The sequence below is a fragment of the Sporosarcina sp. FA9 genome, from assembly GCF_051550205.1.
Taxonomy (GTDB): domain Bacteria; phylum Bacillota; class Bacilli; order Bacillales_A; family Planococcaceae; genus Sporosarcina.
Window position 1 is genome coordinate 1,410,041 of the sequence record NZ_CP188819.1, and the last position, 19,461, is coordinate 1,429,501.

17 protein-coding genes are annotated in these 19,461 nt (G+C 39.1%); all 17 read left to right on the plus strand.

All coding sequences use genetic code 11. The annotated features are described in order from the left end of the window. Complete coding sequence (gene infB, locus ACP8HH_RS06870; RefSeq protein ID WP_438317716.1) at window positions 1–2,427, plus strand: translation initiation factor IF-2; 2,427 nt, start codon at window positions 1–3, stop codon at window positions 2,425–2,427. Continuing rightward, window positions 2,424–2,702: a DUF503 domain-containing protein gene (locus ACP8HH_RS06875; protein ID WP_438317719.1), complete on the plus strand. Its 279-nt coding sequence runs from the start codon at window positions 2,424–2,426 to the stop codon at window positions 2,700–2,702. Before infB ends, ACP8HH_RS06875 begins: the two co-directional genes overlap by 4 nt. Before the next feature lie 22 nt (window positions 2,703–2,724). Beyond that, window positions 2,725–3,075 carry a 30S ribosome-binding factor RbfA gene (gene rbfA / locus ACP8HH_RS06880; protein ID WP_438317722.1) on the plus strand — a complete coding sequence of 117 codons (351 nt, stop codon included), beginning with the start codon at window positions 2,725–2,727 and terminating at the stop codon, window positions 3,073–3,075. A 79-nt stretch (window positions 3,076–3,154) separates the two neighbouring features. Continuing rightward, window positions 3,155–4,078 (plus strand): tRNA pseudouridine(55) synthase TruB, encoded by a 924-nt coding sequence (truB, locus tag ACP8HH_RS06885; protein WP_438317725.1) that lies wholly within the window; start codon window positions 3,155–3,157, stop codon window positions 4,076–4,078. A 1-nt stretch (window position 4,079) separates the two neighbouring features. Further along, a complete protein-coding gene (locus ACP8HH_RS06890) occupies window positions 4,080–5,024 on the plus strand; it encodes a bifunctional riboflavin kinase/FAD synthetase (RefSeq protein ID WP_438317728.1) in 945 nt (314 codons plus the stop codon). A gap of 130 nt (window positions 5,025–5,154) precedes the next feature. Further along, a complete protein-coding gene (gene rpsO / locus ACP8HH_RS06895; protein WP_438317731.1) occupies window positions 5,155–5,424 on the plus strand; it encodes a 30S ribosomal protein S15 in 270 nt (89 codons plus the stop codon). A gap of 438 nt (window positions 5,425–5,862) precedes the next feature. Beyond that, window positions 5,863–7,980 (plus strand): polyribonucleotide nucleotidyltransferase, encoded by a 2,118-nt coding sequence (gene pnp / locus ACP8HH_RS06900; protein ID WP_438317733.1) that lies wholly within the window; start codon window positions 5,863–5,865, stop codon window positions 7,978–7,980. 99 nt (window positions 7,981–8,079) lie between these two features. Further along, a complete protein-coding gene (locus ACP8HH_RS06905; RefSeq protein ID WP_438317736.1) occupies window positions 8,080–9,324 on the plus strand; it encodes a M16 family metallopeptidase in 1,245 nt (414 codons plus the stop codon). A 69-nt stretch (window positions 9,325–9,393) separates the two neighbouring features. Further along, a complete protein-coding gene (locus ACP8HH_RS06910; protein ID WP_438317739.1) occupies window positions 9,394–9,666 on the plus strand; it encodes a YlmC/YmxH family sporulation protein in 273 nt (90 codons plus the stop codon). Then, window positions 9,659–10,432, plus strand: a complete 774-nt coding sequence (locus ACP8HH_RS06915; RefSeq protein WP_438317742.1) for a hypothetical protein — start codon at window positions 9,659–9,661, stop codon at window positions 10,430–10,432. Before ACP8HH_RS06910 ends, ACP8HH_RS06915 begins: the two co-directional genes overlap by 8 nt. A 12-nt stretch (window positions 10,433–10,444) precedes the next feature. Next, the gene (locus tag ACP8HH_RS06920) at window positions 10,445–11,035 is read left to right on the plus strand and encodes a dipicolinate synthase subunit B (RefSeq protein ID WP_438317745.1); all 591 of its coding nucleotides are present in this window, start codon (window positions 10,445–10,447) and stop codon (window positions 11,033–11,035) included. A gap of 79 nt (window positions 11,036–11,114) precedes the next feature. Further along, window positions 11,115–12,149 carry an aspartate-semialdehyde dehydrogenase gene (locus tag ACP8HH_RS06925; RefSeq protein WP_438317748.1) on the plus strand — a complete coding sequence of 345 codons (1,035 nt, stop codon included), beginning with the start codon at window positions 11,115–11,117 and terminating at the stop codon, window positions 12,147–12,149. Between the two features lie 5 nt (window positions 12,150–12,154). Beyond that, window positions 12,155–13,045, plus strand: a complete 891-nt coding sequence (gene dapA / locus ACP8HH_RS06930) for a 4-hydroxy-tetrahydrodipicolinate synthase (RefSeq protein ID WP_438317751.1) — start codon at window positions 12,155–12,157, stop codon at window positions 13,043–13,045. 186 nt (window positions 13,046–13,231) lie between these two features. Further along, complete coding sequence (locus ACP8HH_RS06935; protein WP_438317754.1) at window positions 13,232–14,899, plus strand: ribonuclease J; 1,668 nt, start codon at window positions 13,232–13,234, stop codon at window positions 14,897–14,899. Between the two features lie 118 nt (window positions 14,900–15,017). After that, a complete protein-coding gene (locus tag ACP8HH_RS06940) occupies window positions 15,018–17,333 on the plus strand; it encodes a DNA translocase FtsK (RefSeq protein WP_438317757.1) in 2,316 nt (771 codons plus the stop codon). A gap of 149 nt (window positions 17,334–17,482) precedes the next feature. Next, window positions 17,483–18,211 carry a GntR family transcriptional regulator gene (locus tag ACP8HH_RS06945; RefSeq protein WP_438317760.1) on the plus strand — a complete coding sequence of 243 codons (729 nt, stop codon included), beginning with the start codon at window positions 17,483–17,485 and terminating at the stop codon, window positions 18,209–18,211. A gap of 51 nt (window positions 18,212–18,262) precedes the next feature. Beyond that, a complete protein-coding gene (locus ACP8HH_RS06950; protein WP_438317763.1) occupies window positions 18,263–19,345 on the plus strand; it encodes a BMP family lipoprotein in 1,083 nt (360 codons plus the stop codon). Window positions 19,346–19,461 lie beyond the last annotated feature (116 nt).

The window sequence follows — 19,461 nt, forward strand, 5'->3', positions numbered from 1 at the left end:
ATGACGAAAATACGTGTACATGAATACGCGAAAAAAGTGAATCGGTCGAGTAAGGAAGTTATCGATGAACTTACAAAAATAAATGTTTCTGTAACAAATCATATGTCAACAATAGATACTGAAGCGATATCAAAGCTTGATCAATCATTTGGTGGTAAAACTAAAGAAACACCAATTGTGAAAAGCGGCGACCAAAAAGAAGTGGTTAAAAATACTAAAAGCACTGGACAAAACCGTCCAGCATCAACAGGTGGCGCAAGCCGTCCAGCATCAACAGGTGGCGCAAGCCGTCCGGCATCAACAGGTGGCGCAAGCCGTCCAGCATCAACAGGTGGCGCAAGCCGTCCGGCATCAACAGGTGGCGCAAGCCGTCCAGCATCAACGGGTGGCGCAAGCCGTCCAGCATCAACAGGTGGCGCAAGCCGTCCAGCATCAACGGGTGGACCGAGTCGTCCAGCATCAACAGGTGGCGCAAGTCGTCCAAACTCGAACGCATCTGCGAGTACAACAGGTGGTGGAACTGCTCCTAGACCAACTAGCGGCCGTCCTCCACAAGGTGGAGCTCCGAATCGTCGTGGTGGCCGTCCACCTGCAAGAGGTATTAACCAAGGTAGAAGAAGATACCGCCCTGCGAATCCAATTCCTAAGGTGGAGAAGCCATTACCGGAAAAAATCACTTTCTATGAATCACTAACAGTTGCTGAACTAGGCCGTAAACTAGGCCGCGAACCTTCAGGAATTATTAAAAAGTTATTCATGCTAGGGATTATGGCAACAATTAATCAGGAACTTGATGAAGATACGATTGAACTGATTTGTGCTGAATACGGTGTTGAAGTAGAAGAAGAAATTCGTATTGACTACACGGACCTTGAAGTTTATTTTGATGAAGTTGATGAAGAAAAGAATGAAGCTAATGAAATTGAACGTCCACCCGTTGTTACAATTATGGGTCACGTCGATCATGGTAAAACAACTCTTTTAGATTCAATTCGAAATACAAAAGTAACACAAGGCGAGGCAGGCGGCATTACACAACATATCGGTGCATACCAAATCGAAAATAAAGGCAAGAAAATTACATTCTTAGATACACCTGGTCACGCTGCTTTTACAACAATGCGAGCACGTGGTGCAAAAGTTACAGATATTACAATATTAGTTGTAGCTGCTGACGACGGTGTTATGCCACAGACAATTGAAGCGATTAACCATGCGAAAGCAGCGGACGTTCCTATCATTGTTGCAGTAAACAAAATGGATAAGCCATCAGCGAATCCAGACCGCGTTATGCAAGAATTGACGGATCACGGCCTTGTTGCTGAAGCATGGGGTGGAGATGCAATATTCGTACCTATATCTGCACTTAAAGGTGAAGGAATTGAAGAGTTAATCGATATGATTTTACTCGTTGCTGAGGTTGCGGAACTTAAGGCGAATCCTAAAATTCGTGCTCGTGGTACTGTCATTGAAGCGCAACTAGATAGAGGACGAGGATCAGCTGCAACACTACTCATACAAGATGGAACACTGCATGTCGGTGATCCAATTGTAGTAGGAAACACATATGGCCGTGTACGTGCAATGATTAGTGACATTGGTCGCCGTGTGAAAGAAGCTGGACCGTCAACACCAGTTGAAATTACAGGTTTAAGTGACGTACCTCAGGCGGGTGATCGTTTTGTTGTCTTTGAAGATGAGAAAACGGCTCGTCAAATTGGTGAAACAAGAGCAAGTGAAGCAATCCAAGAATCACGCGGAGAGAAAACACGTATTACTCTTGATAACCTATTCGAACAAATGACAATAGGCGATGTAAAAGAATTAAATCTTATCGTCAAAGCAGACGTTCAAGGTACAGTTGAGGCAATGGCTGCATCTCTATTGAAGATTGAAGTGGAAGGCGTCAATGTGAAACTTATTCACACCGGAGCCGGAGCAATCAATGAGTCAGATGTTACACTTGCTGCAGCGTCTAATGCGATTGTAATTGGTTTCAACGTACGTCCTGATACAAATGCAAGACGTGCAGCAGAAGCGGAAGGCGTTGATATTCGTCAACACCGCGTTATCTACAAAGTAATCGAAGAAATTGAATCTGCAATGAAAGGCATGCTCGATCCTGAATTTGAAGAAAAAGTGATCGGTCAAGCTGAGGTACGTGAGACATTTGTTGTTTCTAAAATTGGTACAATTGCTGGTAGTTATGTAATTGATGGTAAAATTACACGTGATTCAGGTGTTCGTATCATTCGTGACAACATCGTTATCTTTGAAGGAGAACTTGATACACTTAAAAGATTTAAAGACGATGCAAGAGAAGTTGCAAAAGGCTACGAATGTGGAATTACAATTAAGAAGTTCAATGATATGAAAGAAGGCGACATTATTGAAGCCTATATCATGCAGGAAATTAAACGTACATGATTGTCTACGCGGAATGTAGTTTCTTCATTCCGATGGTCGCTAATTTAAAGGAAAAGAGATCGATTTTAAAGAGAATGACAGATCGAACGAAAAATTCATATAATGTGTCCGTCGCAGAAATCGATCATCAAGACCTTTGGCAGCGAACGACAATTGGTCTCGTTGCAACGGCCTCGTCAAAAGACGCGGCTGAACGAGAAGTAAGAAGGGCAATCCGGTTTTTGGAATCCAATCCAGAATGGGAGTTATCCAATCTTACATTAGATTATTATTGAAAGTGAATTGGGGTGACCATCCATGTCAAAACGTGTGAATCGTGTCGCGGAACAAATGAAGAAAGAACTCGGTGATATTATCTTGCAAAAGTTAAAAGATCCGAGAATTGGCTTCGTTACTGTAACGGATGTTGAGGTAACTGGAGATCTTCAACAAGCGACTGTTTATATTTCTGTTCTTGGTAGCGATAAAGAGAAAGATCAAACACTTAAAGGCCTTTCACAAGCTAAAGGATTTATACGCACAGAAATTGGCCAACGTATAAGACTTCGAATTACGCCTGAGATTGAATTTAAATTTGACGAATCAATTGCATATGGTAGTCGAATTGAAAGTCTACTGAGTCAAGTAAAAAAAGAACAAGATGAATAATACTAGGGAAGTCGGTGTCCAATAGGACTTTCCGACTTCCTTTCTTACATATAAATGATTGTTTTGAAGGAGTTTTCAGATGAATGGAATACTACCCCTTTGGAAAGAAAAAGGGATGACCTCACATGATTGTGTTTTTAAATTACGTAAAATTCTTGGTACTAAAAAAGTTGGTCATACAGGCACATTGGATCCAAGTGTGGAAGGTGTTTTACCGATATGTATTGGCCAAGCTACAAAAGTTGCTGAGTATATTACAGATATGGGTAAGGAATATGTAGCTGTTGTTTCCATTGGGACTTCGACGGAAACGGAAGACGCAGATGGTGCTATTGTACAAACGGATTCTTCTCATAAGACAATCAACGTCAGTGAAATTGAAAAAGCGCTTCAGAAGCTCACTGGTGACATTGAACAAATTCCACCAATGTATTCAGCTGTCAAAGTGAATGGACGTAAATTATATGAGTATGCTCGTCAGGGAATCGAAGTTGAACGGCCTAAGAGAACGGTTAGCATTCACGAACTTGAATTATTAAATCCTGAATCTGTCTATAGTGGACAAGAGATTACATTTAAGATTCGTATTTCTTGTGGAAAAGGAACTTATATTCGAACACTTGCTGTACAAATAGGGGAACTTCTAGGGTACCCGGCTCATATGGCATCTCTTGTCCGAACGATTTCGGGAGCGTATAGCCAATCAGATTGTCGAACACTTTCTGAGATTGCCGAGTTGAAAAAAGAAGACAAGATTGAGTCCTTCCTTAGACCACTTGAAGATGCACTTCTTGATTTTCCGTCACTTGAAATTAGTGATGAGATGTATACTAAAATAGCAGATGGTCAAGTATTGGAAGAACATTCCATCTTTCGAAAAGAACAAGCAGTTGTTTTTACATATAATGAAAAAGCAATTGCCATCTACATTAAGCATCCAACAAAGCCTGGTTTAATGAAGCCAAATAAGATGTTTCCGTTGAATATTGTAAGGGGGAACTAATTTGGAAGTTTACAAATTGCACTATCCAAATAAAGTGGAAATTAATACAAATCAACAATTTTCGATGGCCATCGGTTTTTTTGATGGACTTCATAAAGGACATTCTAAAGTGATTATGGAAGCCCAGAAAAAAGCGGAGGAGCTCGGAATACAATCAGCTGTGATGACTTTTAACCCACATCCGTCACATCTATTTGGGGATGGAAAAAACAAAGTAGGATACATTACTCAAGAAGCTGAAAAGTTGAGGATTCTTGAGTCAATGGGCATTGATGTTGTTTTCATCGTAACGTTTGATTGGTCACTTGCAGCACTACAGCCTGAAAAGTTTATTAATGTATTTATTAAAAAACTTGGCGTAAAACATGTGACGGCTGGTTTTGATTTTACATTTGGCTCAAAAGGTGCCGGTACTATGTTAGATATGGAACTGTTATCAGATGGTAAATACGGCACAACTGTTGTTCGAAAAGTAGTGGATTGTGAGGAGAAAGTTTCTTCAACTCGCATTCGTGAGCTTTTATCAGCAGGAGATGTTGAAAAGACGGCGATACTTTTAGGCAGACAATTCCGCACAGTTGGCATAGTTGTTGACGGTGAAAAAAGAGGTCGTTTACTTGGCTTTCCAACGGCCAATGTATTGCCTGATGTGAGTTCTGTTCTACCGAAGAACGGTGTTTATGCAGTCCGTATGTTCGTGGATGGAATTGTTTATAATGGAGTTTGCAATGTCGGTGTAAAACCGACATTTAACAACCCTGAAATTACACGGTCAATTGTTGAAGTCCATGTACTGGATTTTGAAGGGGACTTATACGGTAAAGAAGTGATGGTTGATTGGATAAGTCATATTCGGGATGAAAAGAAGTTTGATTCAATCGATGCACTTATCGAACAAATTGGCAAGGACAAATCAACTGCATTTAAAACTCTTACAGCAATTTAGTATTTGTTGCAATTGTATAATGTGAGTGGTATTATAAATGAGTGCGAAGAGCACGAACCGCTCCTTTGCAAGGCGAATCACCAACGTTTGCTCGGGAGCCGGGGATATTTTGAATTAGGAGGTGAATAGGATGGCTATAACACAAGAACGTAAACATGAATTGATTAATGAGTTCAAAACTCATGAGAATGATACAGGATCTGCAGACATACAGATCGCTATCCTTACTGAAGATATCAATAACCTGAATGGACATTTGTCTACTCATAAGAAGGATCATCACTCACGTCGTGGCCTTATGAAAATGATTGGTACTCGTCGTAGATTGCTTAGATATCTTCGTGACAACGAAGTTCAGCGTTACCGTGATCTTATTGCTAAGCTCGGCCTACGCCGTTAATAAGAAAACAATTAAAGCGGGCTTGCCCGCTTTTTTTTTATGTTCTAATATAAAATTATGTAAGAAAGATCTTCTATATATTCTCTCTATTTGTAATGTACAATCTTAGTTGCTTAGAGTGCAAGCCACGCCCTTCGGAACGCGTCCGATTGGAACGGAAAGCAACATGGCAATTGGAATCCAATTTAAAAAGGACAACCCCAAAAAAAACAGTTTTCTCTAAACGATTTAGTTACCGGTTTTCTTAGCGTAAAAGATTGGTTAATCATTTTGTCTTAATATTTACTAGAACGTTGAATAAAGTGCTATACTGTAACAATGCGCCTTGATGGTGGTTATTAATGATAAAACTTGTATTCACTTAGGGCTTTCAATTACACTAATAATAATACATACAACGTATACGGTTTAGACTGGAATACGGAGAGGGGTTCGATTATGACAGGTAAAAAAGTATACACACTCGATTGGGCAGGTAGACAGCTTATCGTGGAGACAGGTCAACTTGCTAAACAAGCTAATGGAGCAGTTCTCGTACGTTACGGCGATACGACGGTTCTTTCAACTGCAACAGCATCAAAAAATTCAAGAGGTCTTGATTTCTTCCCATTAACAGTGAACTATGAAGAACGGATGTATGCTGTCGGTAAAATTCCCGGTGGTTTTCTTAAACGTGAAGGTCGACCTTCAGATAAGGCTGTTTTAACAAGCCGACTGATTGACCGTCCAATTCGTCCTCTATTTGCGGACGGATTCCGTAACGATGTACAAGTTATCTCACTCGTTATGTCTGTTGATCATGAGTGTTCATCAGAAATGGCGGCAATGCTTGGTTCATCGCTTGCACTTTCTGTATCGGATATTCCATTTGAAGGTCCAATTGCTGGTGTTCAAGTAGGTCGTATTAACGGAGAGTTTCTTATCAACCCTACACCAGATCAGTTAGAAAAAAGTGAATTAGATTTAGTTGTAGCAGGCACGAAAGACGCAATTAACATGGTTGAAGCGGGTGCTCAGGAAGTAACTGAGGACATTATTCTAGAAGCAATTATGTTTGGTCATAGTGAAATCGTTCGACTGATCGAATTCCAAGAAAAAATCATTGCTGAAGTCGGCAAAGAGAAGATGGAAATCGCATTATATGAATTAGATGAAACATTGATGTCCGAAATAAAGACAAGCTGTGAAGCAAAACTTATTTCAGCAATTCAAACACATGAAAAACATGCTCGTGCAGATGCAATTGATGCAGTGAAAGCTGAAGTTATGGAGCACTATAAGGAAAAAGAATCAGACGATGCAACAATGAAACAAGTGAAGGCCATTCTTGAGGACATTATTAAAGATGAAGTTCGTCGTTTGATAACTGACGAAAAAATTCGTCCAGATGGTCGTGGCTTGGATGAAATACGTCCTCTTGCTTCTGAAGTTGGCATTCTTCCAAGAACACATGGTTCAGGACTCTTCACACGTGGACAAACACAAGCACTAAGCGTTTGTACGTTAGGTGCACTTGGAGAAGTTCAAATCATTGACGGACTTGGTATTGAAGACTCTAAGCGCTTTATGCATCATTATAACTTCCCGAACTTCAGTGTTGGAGAAACAGGTCCGATTCGTGGACCGGGTCGTCGTGAAATTGGTCACGGAGCACTTGGAGAAAGAGCATTGCTATCTGTACTTCCTGATGAAAAAGAATTTCCATATACAATCCGTCTTGTAGCAGAAGTGTTAGAATCGAACGGGTCTTCATCACAGGCTTCAATCTGTGCATCGACAATGGCGATGTTAGATGCGGGTGTTCCACTTAAAGCTCCAGTTGCGGGTATCGCAATGGGACTTGTAAAAAAAGGGGACAACTACTCAGTTCTTTCGGATATTCAAGGGATGGAAGATCATCTTGGCGACATGGACTTTAAAGTAGCGGGTACTAAAAAAGGAATTACAGCATTACAGATGGATATCAAAATTGATGGTCTATCTCGTCAAATTTTAGAAGAATCATTGACACAAGCTAAAATAGGGCGTTTGCACATTCTTGAACATATGAATACAGCAATTGAGGAACCTCGTACAGAGTTGTCTCAATATGCACCGAAAATTATTATGATTAAAATCAATCCAGACAAGATCCGAGACGTTATCGGACCTGGTGGAAAAGTAATTAATAAAATAATTGAAGTTACTAACGTGAAAATCGATACTGAGCAAGATGGTACGATTTACATTTCTTCGCCGGATAACGAAATGAACGATAAAGCGAAGAAAATGATTGAAAATATTGTTCGCGAAGCAAAAGTTGGCGAATATTATATGGCGAAAGTGAAGCGCATTGAAAAGTTTGGGGCATTCCTTGAAATCTTCCCAGGCAAAGATGGTCTTCTTCATATTTCTGAAATCTCAGAAGAACGCACAAAAGCGGTAGAAGACGTTTTGAAAATGGACGCGGAGCTATTCGTTAAAGTAATTGAAATCGACAATCAAGGCCGTGTAAACCTTTCTAGAAAAGTTGTTTTACTAGAAGAGAAAAAAGCTGCCGAAAAAGCAAACGAATAAATAATTAATAGGAATTACATTGAAAAGCCTCTTTTCACATAAAGTGAATTAGGAGGCTTTTTCTTTCTTTAACAAATTAATTTTAGGGGGAATCCGCGAATGATAAAAAAACAAATTTGCGCGAACGGCGCACGAATTATTCATGAACATATGCCATATGTCCAATCAGTAGCTCTTGGAGTATGGATTGAAGCGGGCTCCGCTAATGAAAAAGAAGCTGAAAGTGGAATTGCGCACTTTATTGAACATATGCTGTTCAAGGGGACCAGTACTAGAAGTGCACGTATGATTGCGGAAGAATTTGACCGTATGGGTGGAGACATCAACGCTTTCACATCAAAAGAATCAACATGCTTTTTTGCAACGGTATTAAACAATCATTCAGGAAAAGCGTTATCCATTCTAGCAGATATGTTTTTCAATTCAACATTTCTTAACGAGGAAATTGAAAAAGAGAAATCGGTTATTTTTGATGAAATTGCAGCAGTAGAAGATACGCCAGATGACGATGTGCATGAAATACTTTGGGAAAATATGTACCGAAATCATTCAATTGGAAGACCCGTTCTTGGCAAAGAGAAAACGATTGAAACATTTAATAAGGAAACGATACTTAATTTTATGGAACGAATGTATCGGCCGGAAAGAATTGTTATCTCAGTAGCGGGAAATTACGATGAGGAATTGATTCAACAAATTGAAAAGGAATTTGGTTCATTTCAATCGAATGAGGAACACGTGGAAATGGATTTAGAAATTCCAGAATTCTTCGAAGGTGTTTGGGTTAAAGAAAAAGACATCGAGCAAGCACAACTCTGTATGGGGTTTCCGGGAATCTCATTAGGTGATCCAAATATGTATGATCTGGCAATTCTGGATAGTATTATCGGTGGCGCGATGTCATCTAGATTATTCCAGGAAGTCCGGGAAGAGCGTGGTCTTGCGTATTCGGTTTATTCGTATTACTCGTCTTATATCAATTCAGGGGCGTTTGTGATTTACGCTGGGACTTCCCCTGAGAAACTATCGGAATTATACAGCACAATTAATGTTGTCATAGATTCGATTCTTGAAAAAGGTGTAACAGACAATGAGATTTTAAATGCAAAAGAACAATTAAAAGGCGGATTTATACTTGGTCTTGAAAGTTCAGAATCACGAATGAATCGGAATGGTAATAATGAGCTTTTACTAAATAGACACTTAACAATTGATGAAGTGATTTCCCGTATTGATGGGGTAAACATCGAGGGTATTCTTCGTATGGCTAAAAAAATATTTGTGAATAAACGCTCGAATTCTATTATTGGACCTAAAGAAATTGTACATCGTATAAAATTCTAACTGTAAATAGAGTCAGCTTTTCAACTTCGTTTCATATAATGAATGAAGATAAAGGAAAGGGGAATGACGATGTTACTTTCAGAACTTGCTCAAAAAGAATTAATTCAAGTGGAGGATGGGATTAGATATGGGATTTTAGCGGATACTGATCTCATATTTAATACGAAAACAGGTGATATTATAGGGTTTGAAATAAAGAAGAAATTTGGGCGCTTTTCTTTTAAAGGCCGCCAAGAACAGTCTGATGAGTATATTCCTTGGAAGGACATTGTTTTGATAGGTGAGCATCGAATTTTGTTTACGAAGGCGAGCACGATGCATGAGGCCGATTTTGATGAGTGATAATCGTTGGCTGTTCATTGGTTCGGATCGACGAATTGCAGTTTGCAGTGAAATCATGGCGAGTCGTGGTCATTTATGCCGTTATTTCGAATCAGATATTGTAATTTCGGAATTAGAAGAGACAATTATTGAATTTAGGCCAAATCATATTGTTTTTCCAATCTTGCAATTGAAAGGCGATTTTCCGGTAAAATTACTAAAAAAAGAAACAAAGTTATTTGTGGGTGTAGCAGATGATAAATGGCTTCGCCCTTTTTTAGATGCGGGTCTGGAAATCCATTCTTTTTTGAAAGAGGAACAATTTGTTTGGAGAAATGCTAGGCTCACGGCAGAAGGTTTTATTGCGGAATACTATACTCGAACGAAGCGAGTTATATCAGGGGAACCTTTTTTTGTAGCGGGTTTGGGTAAAGTTGGAAAAATGGTAGCCGATGTTCTAGCCTCACTAGGTGCACATGTTACGATTCTTGCACGTTCCAATACACAGCTTGGAGAAGCATTAGCGAATCATTATAGCGCTCAGAAACTTACGAGTGATTTTGAATTACAGGAAGGTTGTCTCATTAACACAATTCCTTCGCAGTGGTTAACCCCTAGTAGTCATACGAAACTTCGCATCTTTGATCTTGCATCGGCACCCGGTTGCCTAAGGGCTAACGGGGTATCTGAATACTATACAATACTCCCTGGACTTCCGGGGATACATTTTCCTATCGATGCGGCAACTGCTTTGGCGGATGCGCTTGAAAGGATGTATAGAAGATGAAAGGGGAAACTAATGCTACAAGGAAAACGTATAGCTTTAGGTATTACAGCCTCGCATTGTACGTATGATGAAATCATTCCGGTCATCGAGTCTCTCATCGATGCCGGTGCAACAGTAGTACCAGTTATTACTCATTCGGTCCTTACAGCTGCGACAAGGTTTGGAACCGGGGAGGAATGGATTCGAAGGATTGAAGAAGCAACTGGGGAAAAAGTTATATCTACTATTGTTGGAGCTGAGCCATTTGGTCCGACTACGCCTGTCGATTGTATGATTATTGCTCCAATGACAGGAAATTCACTTAGTAGATTTGCCAATGCCTCAACCGATTCACCAGTGTTAATGGGTGCAAAAGCTACGTTACGAAACGGTAGTCCTGTTTTACTTGGCATTTCTACAAATGATGCACTCGGATTGAACGGTATCAATATTATGAAGCTCCTAAACATGAAAAACGTCTTTTTTATTCCCTTTGGACAGGATGATCCATTCAAAAAACCGAACTCACTCATATCTGATTTTTCACTGATGGTCCCCGCTGCTATAGCCGCTCTTGAAAATAGACAGCTGCAGCCTTTACTCATCATACACGAAAAAAAATGAATGTTTTGATACATCGTGTCCAGTCTTGTGATATAATTTCTCCATTAGAACTGCTTAAGTGCTGAAGGGGAGAATTAGAATGAAAAAAGTAAATGTAGCGATTGTCGGAGCGACTGGTGCGGTTGGAACAAAAATCCTTGAAAAGTTATTAGAAAGAGATTTTCCTATGGATTCAATTAAACTACTAGCATCCAAAAGATCTGCAGGATTGGAAATTACGGCAAATGGCCAAACTTTTATTGTAGAAGAGACAGTTCCAGAATCATTTGAGGGAATTGATATCGCCTTTTTTAGTGCTGGGGGAAACATTTCTAAAATGTTTGTAAGTGAAGCGGTTGATAGAGGAGCGGTTGTAATTGATAATACAAGTGCTTACCGTATGATTAAAGATATACCGCTCGTTGTTCCAGAAGTTAATCCCGAGGCATTAAAACGACATTCGGGTATTATAGCGAATCCAAACTGCTCAACAATACAAATGGTAACAGCACTTGAACCGATACGACAAAAACTAGGTTTAAGTCGAGTAATTGTTTCGACGTATCAAGCTGTTTCCGGTGCCGGTATTGAAGCCATTGATGAACTTCAAAAACAAAGTACTGAGTTTGAAAGTCGTACAACGAATAACGCAACTTTATTGCCAACAGGTTCTGGGAAGCGTTTCTATCCGATTGCATTTAACGCGATACCACAAATTGACGCTTTCGATTCTTCAGGATACACGCTCGAAGAACTTAAAATGATCAATGAAACGAAGAAGATATTTGAAGACGATAAATTACATGTTTCTGCGACATGTGTACGGATTCCGGTTGTTTCTGGGCATTCCGAATCGGTTTATTTTGAAATTGAAAACGAAGATACTTCTGTTGCCGATATAAAATCACTATTGGAAAATGCGCCCGGAATTGTCCTACAAGACAATCCAGATAAGCAATCCTATCCAATGGCACTATTTGCCGAAGGAGAGGACGCTGTATTTGTTGGTCGTATTCGAAAAGATCCAGATCATCCAAAGGGTTTTCATATGTGGGTTGTAACAGATAACTTGTTAAAAGGAGCCGCATTAAATTCTGTCCAAATCGCAGAATGTCTCATTAATGAAAAGGGCTGATTTGTATGGAGATGGGTCGCATTTCAACTGCAATGGTTTCTTCATTTTCATCTGAAGGGAAAATTGATTATGAAATAGCGGGAGTTTTAATTGAACATTTAATTAAAAATGGTTCAAATTCAATTGTAGTGAATGGAACAACTGGAGAGTCACCCACATTATCGGCCGAAGAAAGAGAAGCCCTTCTTGCATTTACAATTACGACTGTAAATAAAAGAATTCCAGTAATTGCAGGTACAGGGACGAATTCAACAAGTGAGTCCATGCAGTTAACTAAAAAAGCGACAGGCCTAGGCGCGGATGGGATAATGCTTGTTACCCCTTATTACAATAAACCAAGTCAAAAAGGAATGTATGCTCACTTTTCCGAAATTGCCTCGGAAACTTCTCTTCCGATACTGTTGTATAATATACCGGGTCGATCCGTTGTAAATCTTTTGCCGGAAACAGTTGTTGCACTTTCGAAAGTTAAAAATATTCGGGCTGTGAAAGAGGCAAGTGGCGACTTGGAGCAGATTGCAACGATTATTACCGAAACGGATCAGAGCTTTTCCGTATATAGCGGCGATGACGCATTAACGTTACCGATTCTTGCGATAGGTGGAAACGGAATTGTTTCAGTTGCCTCTCATATTGTCGGAAATGATATGCAGAAAATGATTGCAGCCTTTTCAGCTGGTCGAAATACTGAAGCAGCAGCAATGCATCGTGCATTAATACCTTTATTTCGAGCATTATTTGCATCTTCAAATCCTGTTCCTTTGAAGTATGCACTTAAAAAAATGAACATTGGTACAGGTAGAGTTAGATTGCCTTTGATTTCTTATGGAGATTGCAATGATGAATTTGATAATGTATGGAAAGATTATGAAAAGAATCGTACAATTTTCGTATAAATAAGGCCGGTTGAAGTTGCCGGCTTTTTTTGTTTGAAAGACAATACATAGTCCTTTACTGTGCTTATAACTTGAAATGAATATGTATAATAACGAACTTGTGTTTTAAATATTTGTACAGGACCGTTTCGTCCCGTATAATAAAAGACAGTCAATCTGAACGGGAAAGAAATAGGAGGAAATTATGTGTCAAAAATAAAAAATGAGTTAATACGTATTATCCCACTTGGTGGGGTTGGAGAAATAGGGAAATCGATGTACGTTGTTGAAATTGATGAAGAAATGTTTATCGTAGATAGCGGGCTTATGTTTCCTGAAGGAGAAATGCTTGGAATCGATATCGTTGTTCCGGACATTACTTATGTTGTAGAAAATAAAGAACGTGTAAAGGGAATCTTTTTAACACACGGTCATGAAGATGCAATCGGTTCAATCGCATTTTTACTTCAAAAAGTACAAGCTCCGGTTTACGGATCGAAGTTAACAATTGCACTTGCTAAAGAACATTTGAAAGAAATGCCATCACCTACAGCTGTAAAGTTTTTCGAAGTAACAAATAAAAGCCGGATGAATTTTGCGCGTACACATGTTACATTTTTCAATACAACGCATAGTATTCCGGATTCACTAGGAATTGTTTTCAACACAAGTGAAGGTGCAATTGTCCATACTGGAGAGTTTAAGTTTGACCAATCTGCGAAAGGCAAATACCGTCCGGATATTGGGAAAATGGCGGCACTTGGTGAGCAAGGTGTATTTGTACTAATGTCGGATTCTTCAGAAGCAGAGCGTCCAGGTTACACGACTTCTGAATCCGTTATTGAAACACATTTATCAAAAACATTTCACGGAGCAGAAGGCCGTATTTTAGTTGCTTTATATGCCTCGAACTTTATTCGGATCCAACAAGTATTCGATACTGCAGTAGAGACAGGTAAGAAAGTCGCTGTTGTCGGAAAGAGTCTTGAAAGCTACTTTGAAGTTGGTAAGAATTTAGGATATTTGGAAATTGAAGAGGATATTGTAGTACCTGTAGAAGATATTGAAAAGTATGATGATGATAAAGTTGTAATCATTGTAACAGGGAACAAAGGGGAGCCACTTGATGCTCTTTCCAAAATTGTTCAAAAGGATCATCAACTACTGCAAATTAAAGAAACAGATACCGTTTTAATTACATTCACCCCTTCACCTGGAATGGAAGTTTCTATGTTCCAGACGATGAATGAACTTGCGAAAGCTGGAGCATCTGTACTTACCTCGAGTAAGAATGTTCACGTTTCCGGTCATGGTAGTCAGGAAGATTTGAAATTGATGTTAAACCTTATGAAGCCAAAGTATTTTATACCGGTTCAAGGTGAATACAGAATGCTTATTGCACATTCGAAATTAGCTCAACAGACAGGAATTCCAAAGACAAGTGTCTTTATTGCTGATAAAGGCGATGTGGTTGAGTACAATAAAGATAAGATGCGAATGAGTGGACGTGTTCCAGCAGGGAATATCCTAATTGATGGAATTGGTGTAGGAGATGTTGGGAATATCGTTCTCCGTGATCGTAAACTTTTATCACAGGATGGAATATTTACAGTAGTCATTACACTAAGCCGGAAACAAAAACGTATTGCTGCTGGACCAGAAATTGTTTCGCGTGGTTTTATTTATGTTCGTGAATCTGAAGAGCTGTTAGAAGAAGCTCGAAAACTTGTTCGGAAAATTGTTGAGACACATGTGAATAAAAAGTCTTTCGATTGGACAAACATAAAGCAAGAGATTCGAGATACACTTAGTTCGTATTTATACCAACAAACGAAAAGACGCCCAATGATTATTCCGATTATAATGGAATACTAATTAGGTAGAACTTTTTCTTAAATAGGATTTACGTTTTTAATAGAATCGCTTCGAAGGATTTCCTTTGCCGTCTGTGCGGTAGGAAATCCTTTTTTAAAACTTAGAAAGGAGGAGACAAATGCCGAAAAAAAGAGGCAGTCGAAAGACAGCAGGTAAAGGTAGAAAGAAAAAACCACATGGTATGCATCCCTTATTTTATGAAGTTATTGGACTTGTAATGTTGGGGTTAGCGGTTATCATTATTTTTGAATTTGGAACGGTCGGTCGTGGTCTTACTTCATTTTCAATGTTGACATTTGGCAACTGGCATAAAGCAATACCTCTTATACTTATTATCCAAGCTCTTATTTTAATGATTAATAGAAAAGCTGGAGGATGGAAAAATAGAATTGTTGTTGGGTGTTTGTTTATTCTAGCAAGTTTAATTTTATTTAGTCATGTGTATTTATTTAAAGAACTTACTTCAAGTCAAGTTCTTATGTCTGATTCGGTTTTAAAAGAAACATGGAATTTACTAGTAACAAATGATCGCATTATTTCTAGAAGTGGGGCACTTGGCGGAGGTATGGCAGGTGCATTTTTATTCGCAATGTTCTATTCCCTTTTCGATTCAGCAGGTGCTGCTCTGGCAGGTGTTCTCTTATTGTTAATTGGACTTGTTTTATTAACAGGTAAAGCTCTTGTTCCGTACTTTGCCGAAAGGTTTCCTGTATATATTAATTCAATTAAACAATCTTTGAAAAATAAAGAATCTCCTACAAAAAAGAAACCAAATAAACAAACTCGTTCCAATCGAACAAGTAAACCCGTAGACAAAGAAGAGAAGTCCCAAAATGTATCTGAAGATGAAGTTATTCGAATTATGGAGATACCGTCTCAGCCAATTATATCCGCATTTACTGAGCGAATCGAAAAATCTGAACGAGTTGTACCAGCTTCAGAAATAGATGCAGAAAGTCCTGTAGATGTGTCCATTACTGGAGTTACGGGTGAAGAAGAAAATGAATCATATATTTTACCGCCTCCTAGTTTATTAAAGGAGACTCCTGTAAATGATCAATCGGAAGAGTTTAATTCGATTCAAGCAAACGCTCAAAAATTGGAGCGGACATTTTTAAGTTTCGGTGTGAAGGCTCGCGTTACTCAAGTCCATTTAGGACCTGCTGTAACGAAATATGAAGTGTTGCCGGATACGGGTGTAAAAGTCAGTCGAATTGTGAGTTTGTCCGATGATATCGCCCTAGCGCTTGCTGCAAGTGGTATTCGAATAGAAGCGCCGATTCCGGGTAAATCCGCGATTGGAATTGAAGTACCGAATAAAGATATTGCTGTTGTAAGTCTTCGTGAAGTTATCGAGGCGAAAGAAAATAGACATCCGGAATCCAAGCTTATGATTTCACTTGGTCGGGATGTTACGGGACAAGCAATTTTAGCCGAACTAAATAAAATGCCGCATGTTCTAATCGCTGGATCTACAGGGAGCGGAAAAAGTGTGTGCATCAATGGTATTATCATCAGTATTTTAATGCGTGCGAAACCTCATGAAGTTAAAATGATGATGATTGATCCTAAAATGGTTGAACTTAATGTGTATAACGGCGTTCCACATCTTTTAGCACCTGTTGTAACGGATCCACGAAAAGCATCTCAGGCTCTACAGAAAGTAGTTTCAGAAATGGAACGACGCTATGAATTGTATTCTCATACAGGAACAAGAAATATAGAAGGTTACAATGACCATATTGATGTTTGGAATGAAGAAAATGAAGAAAAACACCCACGGATGCCTTATATTGTTGTAATTGTAGATGAGTTGGCCGATTTAATGATGGTTGCGTCAAATGACGTAGAAGATTCAATAACGCGTCTTGCTCAAATGGCACGTGCGGCAGGAATCCACTTAATCATTGCAACACAACGTCCAAGTGTTGATGTTATTACGGGAATCATTAAGGCGAATATACCATCTCGAATTGCATTTGCAGTTTCATCGGCAATCGATTCAAGAACGATTCTAGATAGTGGTGGGGCTGAAAAGCTTTTGGGAAGGGGCGACATGTTATTCCTTCCTGCAGGTGTATCCAAACCGGTTCGAATTCAAGGCGCATTTGTGTCCGATAGTGAAGTTGAGGCTGTAGTAGATTTTGTAATTGAACAACAAAAAGCCCAGTATCAAGAAGAAATGATACCGACAGAAGTTGTGGAAGTTCGACCTCATGAAGAAACCGACGAATTGTATGATGAAGCAGTAAGCCTTGTAATTGAATTACAAACAGCATCTGTTTCCATGTTGCAACGTCGCTTTAGGGTGGGGTATTCGCGTGCGGCACGTATTGTTGACCAAATGGAAATGCGTGGTGTCGTTGGTCCACCTGAAGGTAGCAAACCAAGAAAAGTGTTGTTGGGCAAAAATGAAGTAGATGCCCACTCATAAATACTTTGTCAAAACCGTATTATTAATGCCCGTGAAAAAAGATTTATGAACTGCTTGTTTATTTTATGAGTTAAAAGTGATATAGTATGGTTGATTAGTAGTAAAGTTTAACATCAGAGGTCTGACCTCAAGTAGGAGGTGATTGTGCAATGATGATTAAAACAGATCAAAGACTTTTATATTTACAAGTGATTGAACGATTAAAAAATGATATTGAAAAAGGCATATTTAAAGAGAATGAACGTTTCCCATCTGAATTCGAGTTAGCCCGGGAGCTTGGTGTCAGCCGTGCTACACTTCGTGAAGCACTTCGTCTACTTGAAGAAGAGAAAGTGATCATACGGAAACATGGTGTTGGAACATTTGTGAATCCAAAGCCATTATTTACTTCAGGAATTGAACATTTGACAAGTGTTTCTGCAATGATTCGGAATGTTGGAATGGAACCAGGAACAATATTCATGGATGTTTCTGAAACAACTCCTAGCGAAAAAGAACAGGCAAGATTTTCTTGTAATGAAGAAGATCATCTTGTAACAATCAAAAGGGTGCGAACCGCAGACGGAGAACCAGTTGTGTATTGCATAGATCATGTATTATCTAAAAACATACCAACAGGGACTGAAGAGTTGTTAAATGTTTCGATATTCGATGCGATTGAAAAATCCGGAGAAATCCGAATTGATCAAGCCGTAACTCATATTGAGCCAGTAGGATATGACGATGTCGCATCGTCCATATTAAGATGTGGTGTCGACGTGCCGCTCTTAGTATTACTTCAACATCACTACAGTGAAGATGGTGAAATGGTTTTGTATTCTAAAAACTATTTCCGTGCTGACAAATTTAGCTTTCACGTCGTCCGAAAACGGGTATAAGACGCTTTGGCGTCATACTAATATAATTAGAAAAACAGGGAGGGTCTATCATTGAAGAAACGTAAATTAGGTCTTGCTTTTACATTTCTACTAGCAGCTGGAACAATTCTAGGCGCATGTGGGACTGATAAAGCAAAAGATACGAAAAAAGATGACACAACTACAGCACCTGAAGTAAATAAAGACGCAATTTCAATTGCAATGGTAACAGATACGGGCGGTGTACATGATAAGTCGTTCAACCAATCCGCTTGGAAAGGGATCGAAGAATATGGTAAAGAAAATGGCTTTGAAAAAGGCGATGGCGGATATGATTATTTAACATCAACCGATATGGCTGATTATGAAGCAAATATCAACAGACTTGCTCATCGTGATTTTGGAGTGATTTTTGGTATTGGTTTTCTTTTGAAAGACGCAATTGAAACTGTTGCACAGCAAAATCCAGAAACAAAATTCGCGTTAGTTGATGAAGAATCTGACGTTGCGAACGTTGCAAGTATTATGTTTAAAGAACAAGAAGGAGCATTCCTTGCTGGAGTTGCTGCCGCACGTATGACAAAATCGAATAAAATTGGTTTCGTTGGTGGAATGGAAATTCCAGTAATTGAACGTTTTCATGCGGGTTTTGTTGCTGGAGTAGCAGCGGTTAATCCTGATATTAAAGTAGACGTCCAATACACAGGAAACTTTGACAAAGCTGAAGATGGAAAAGCAGCAGCAAACCGTATGTATTCTTCGGGCGTTGATATTATTTTCCACGCTGCAGGCGGAACTGGTAATGGAGTTTTCTCTGAAGCAAAAGAACGTAAAGCAGCTGATAAAGATGCATACGTATGGGTAATTGGTGTGGACTCTGACCAATATGAAGAAGGTAAAGTTGGCGATGATAACATTACACTTACTTCAATGCTTAAACGCGTAGACATAGCTGTTAAGTTAACTGCTGAACTTGCCGCGAAAGGTGAATTCCCAGGCGGAATAATTACAACATATGGTTTAGGTGATGATGGAATCGAACTTGCTGATTCACGTGGCGCAATTCCAGATGACATTCTTGCTGAAATCAAGACGTATAAAGAGAAAATTGTTAGTGAAGAAATTGTTGTACCAAAAGATCCAAACGCTAAATAAGTTATCTTTAATTTTTAAAAAACGAAATCATGAGGGCTTCATTTAGTTTGGCCTTCATGGTTTCATTTTTGTAGGATGTACAATATAAAAGTAAATAGAAGAAAAGCTTCCTTTCA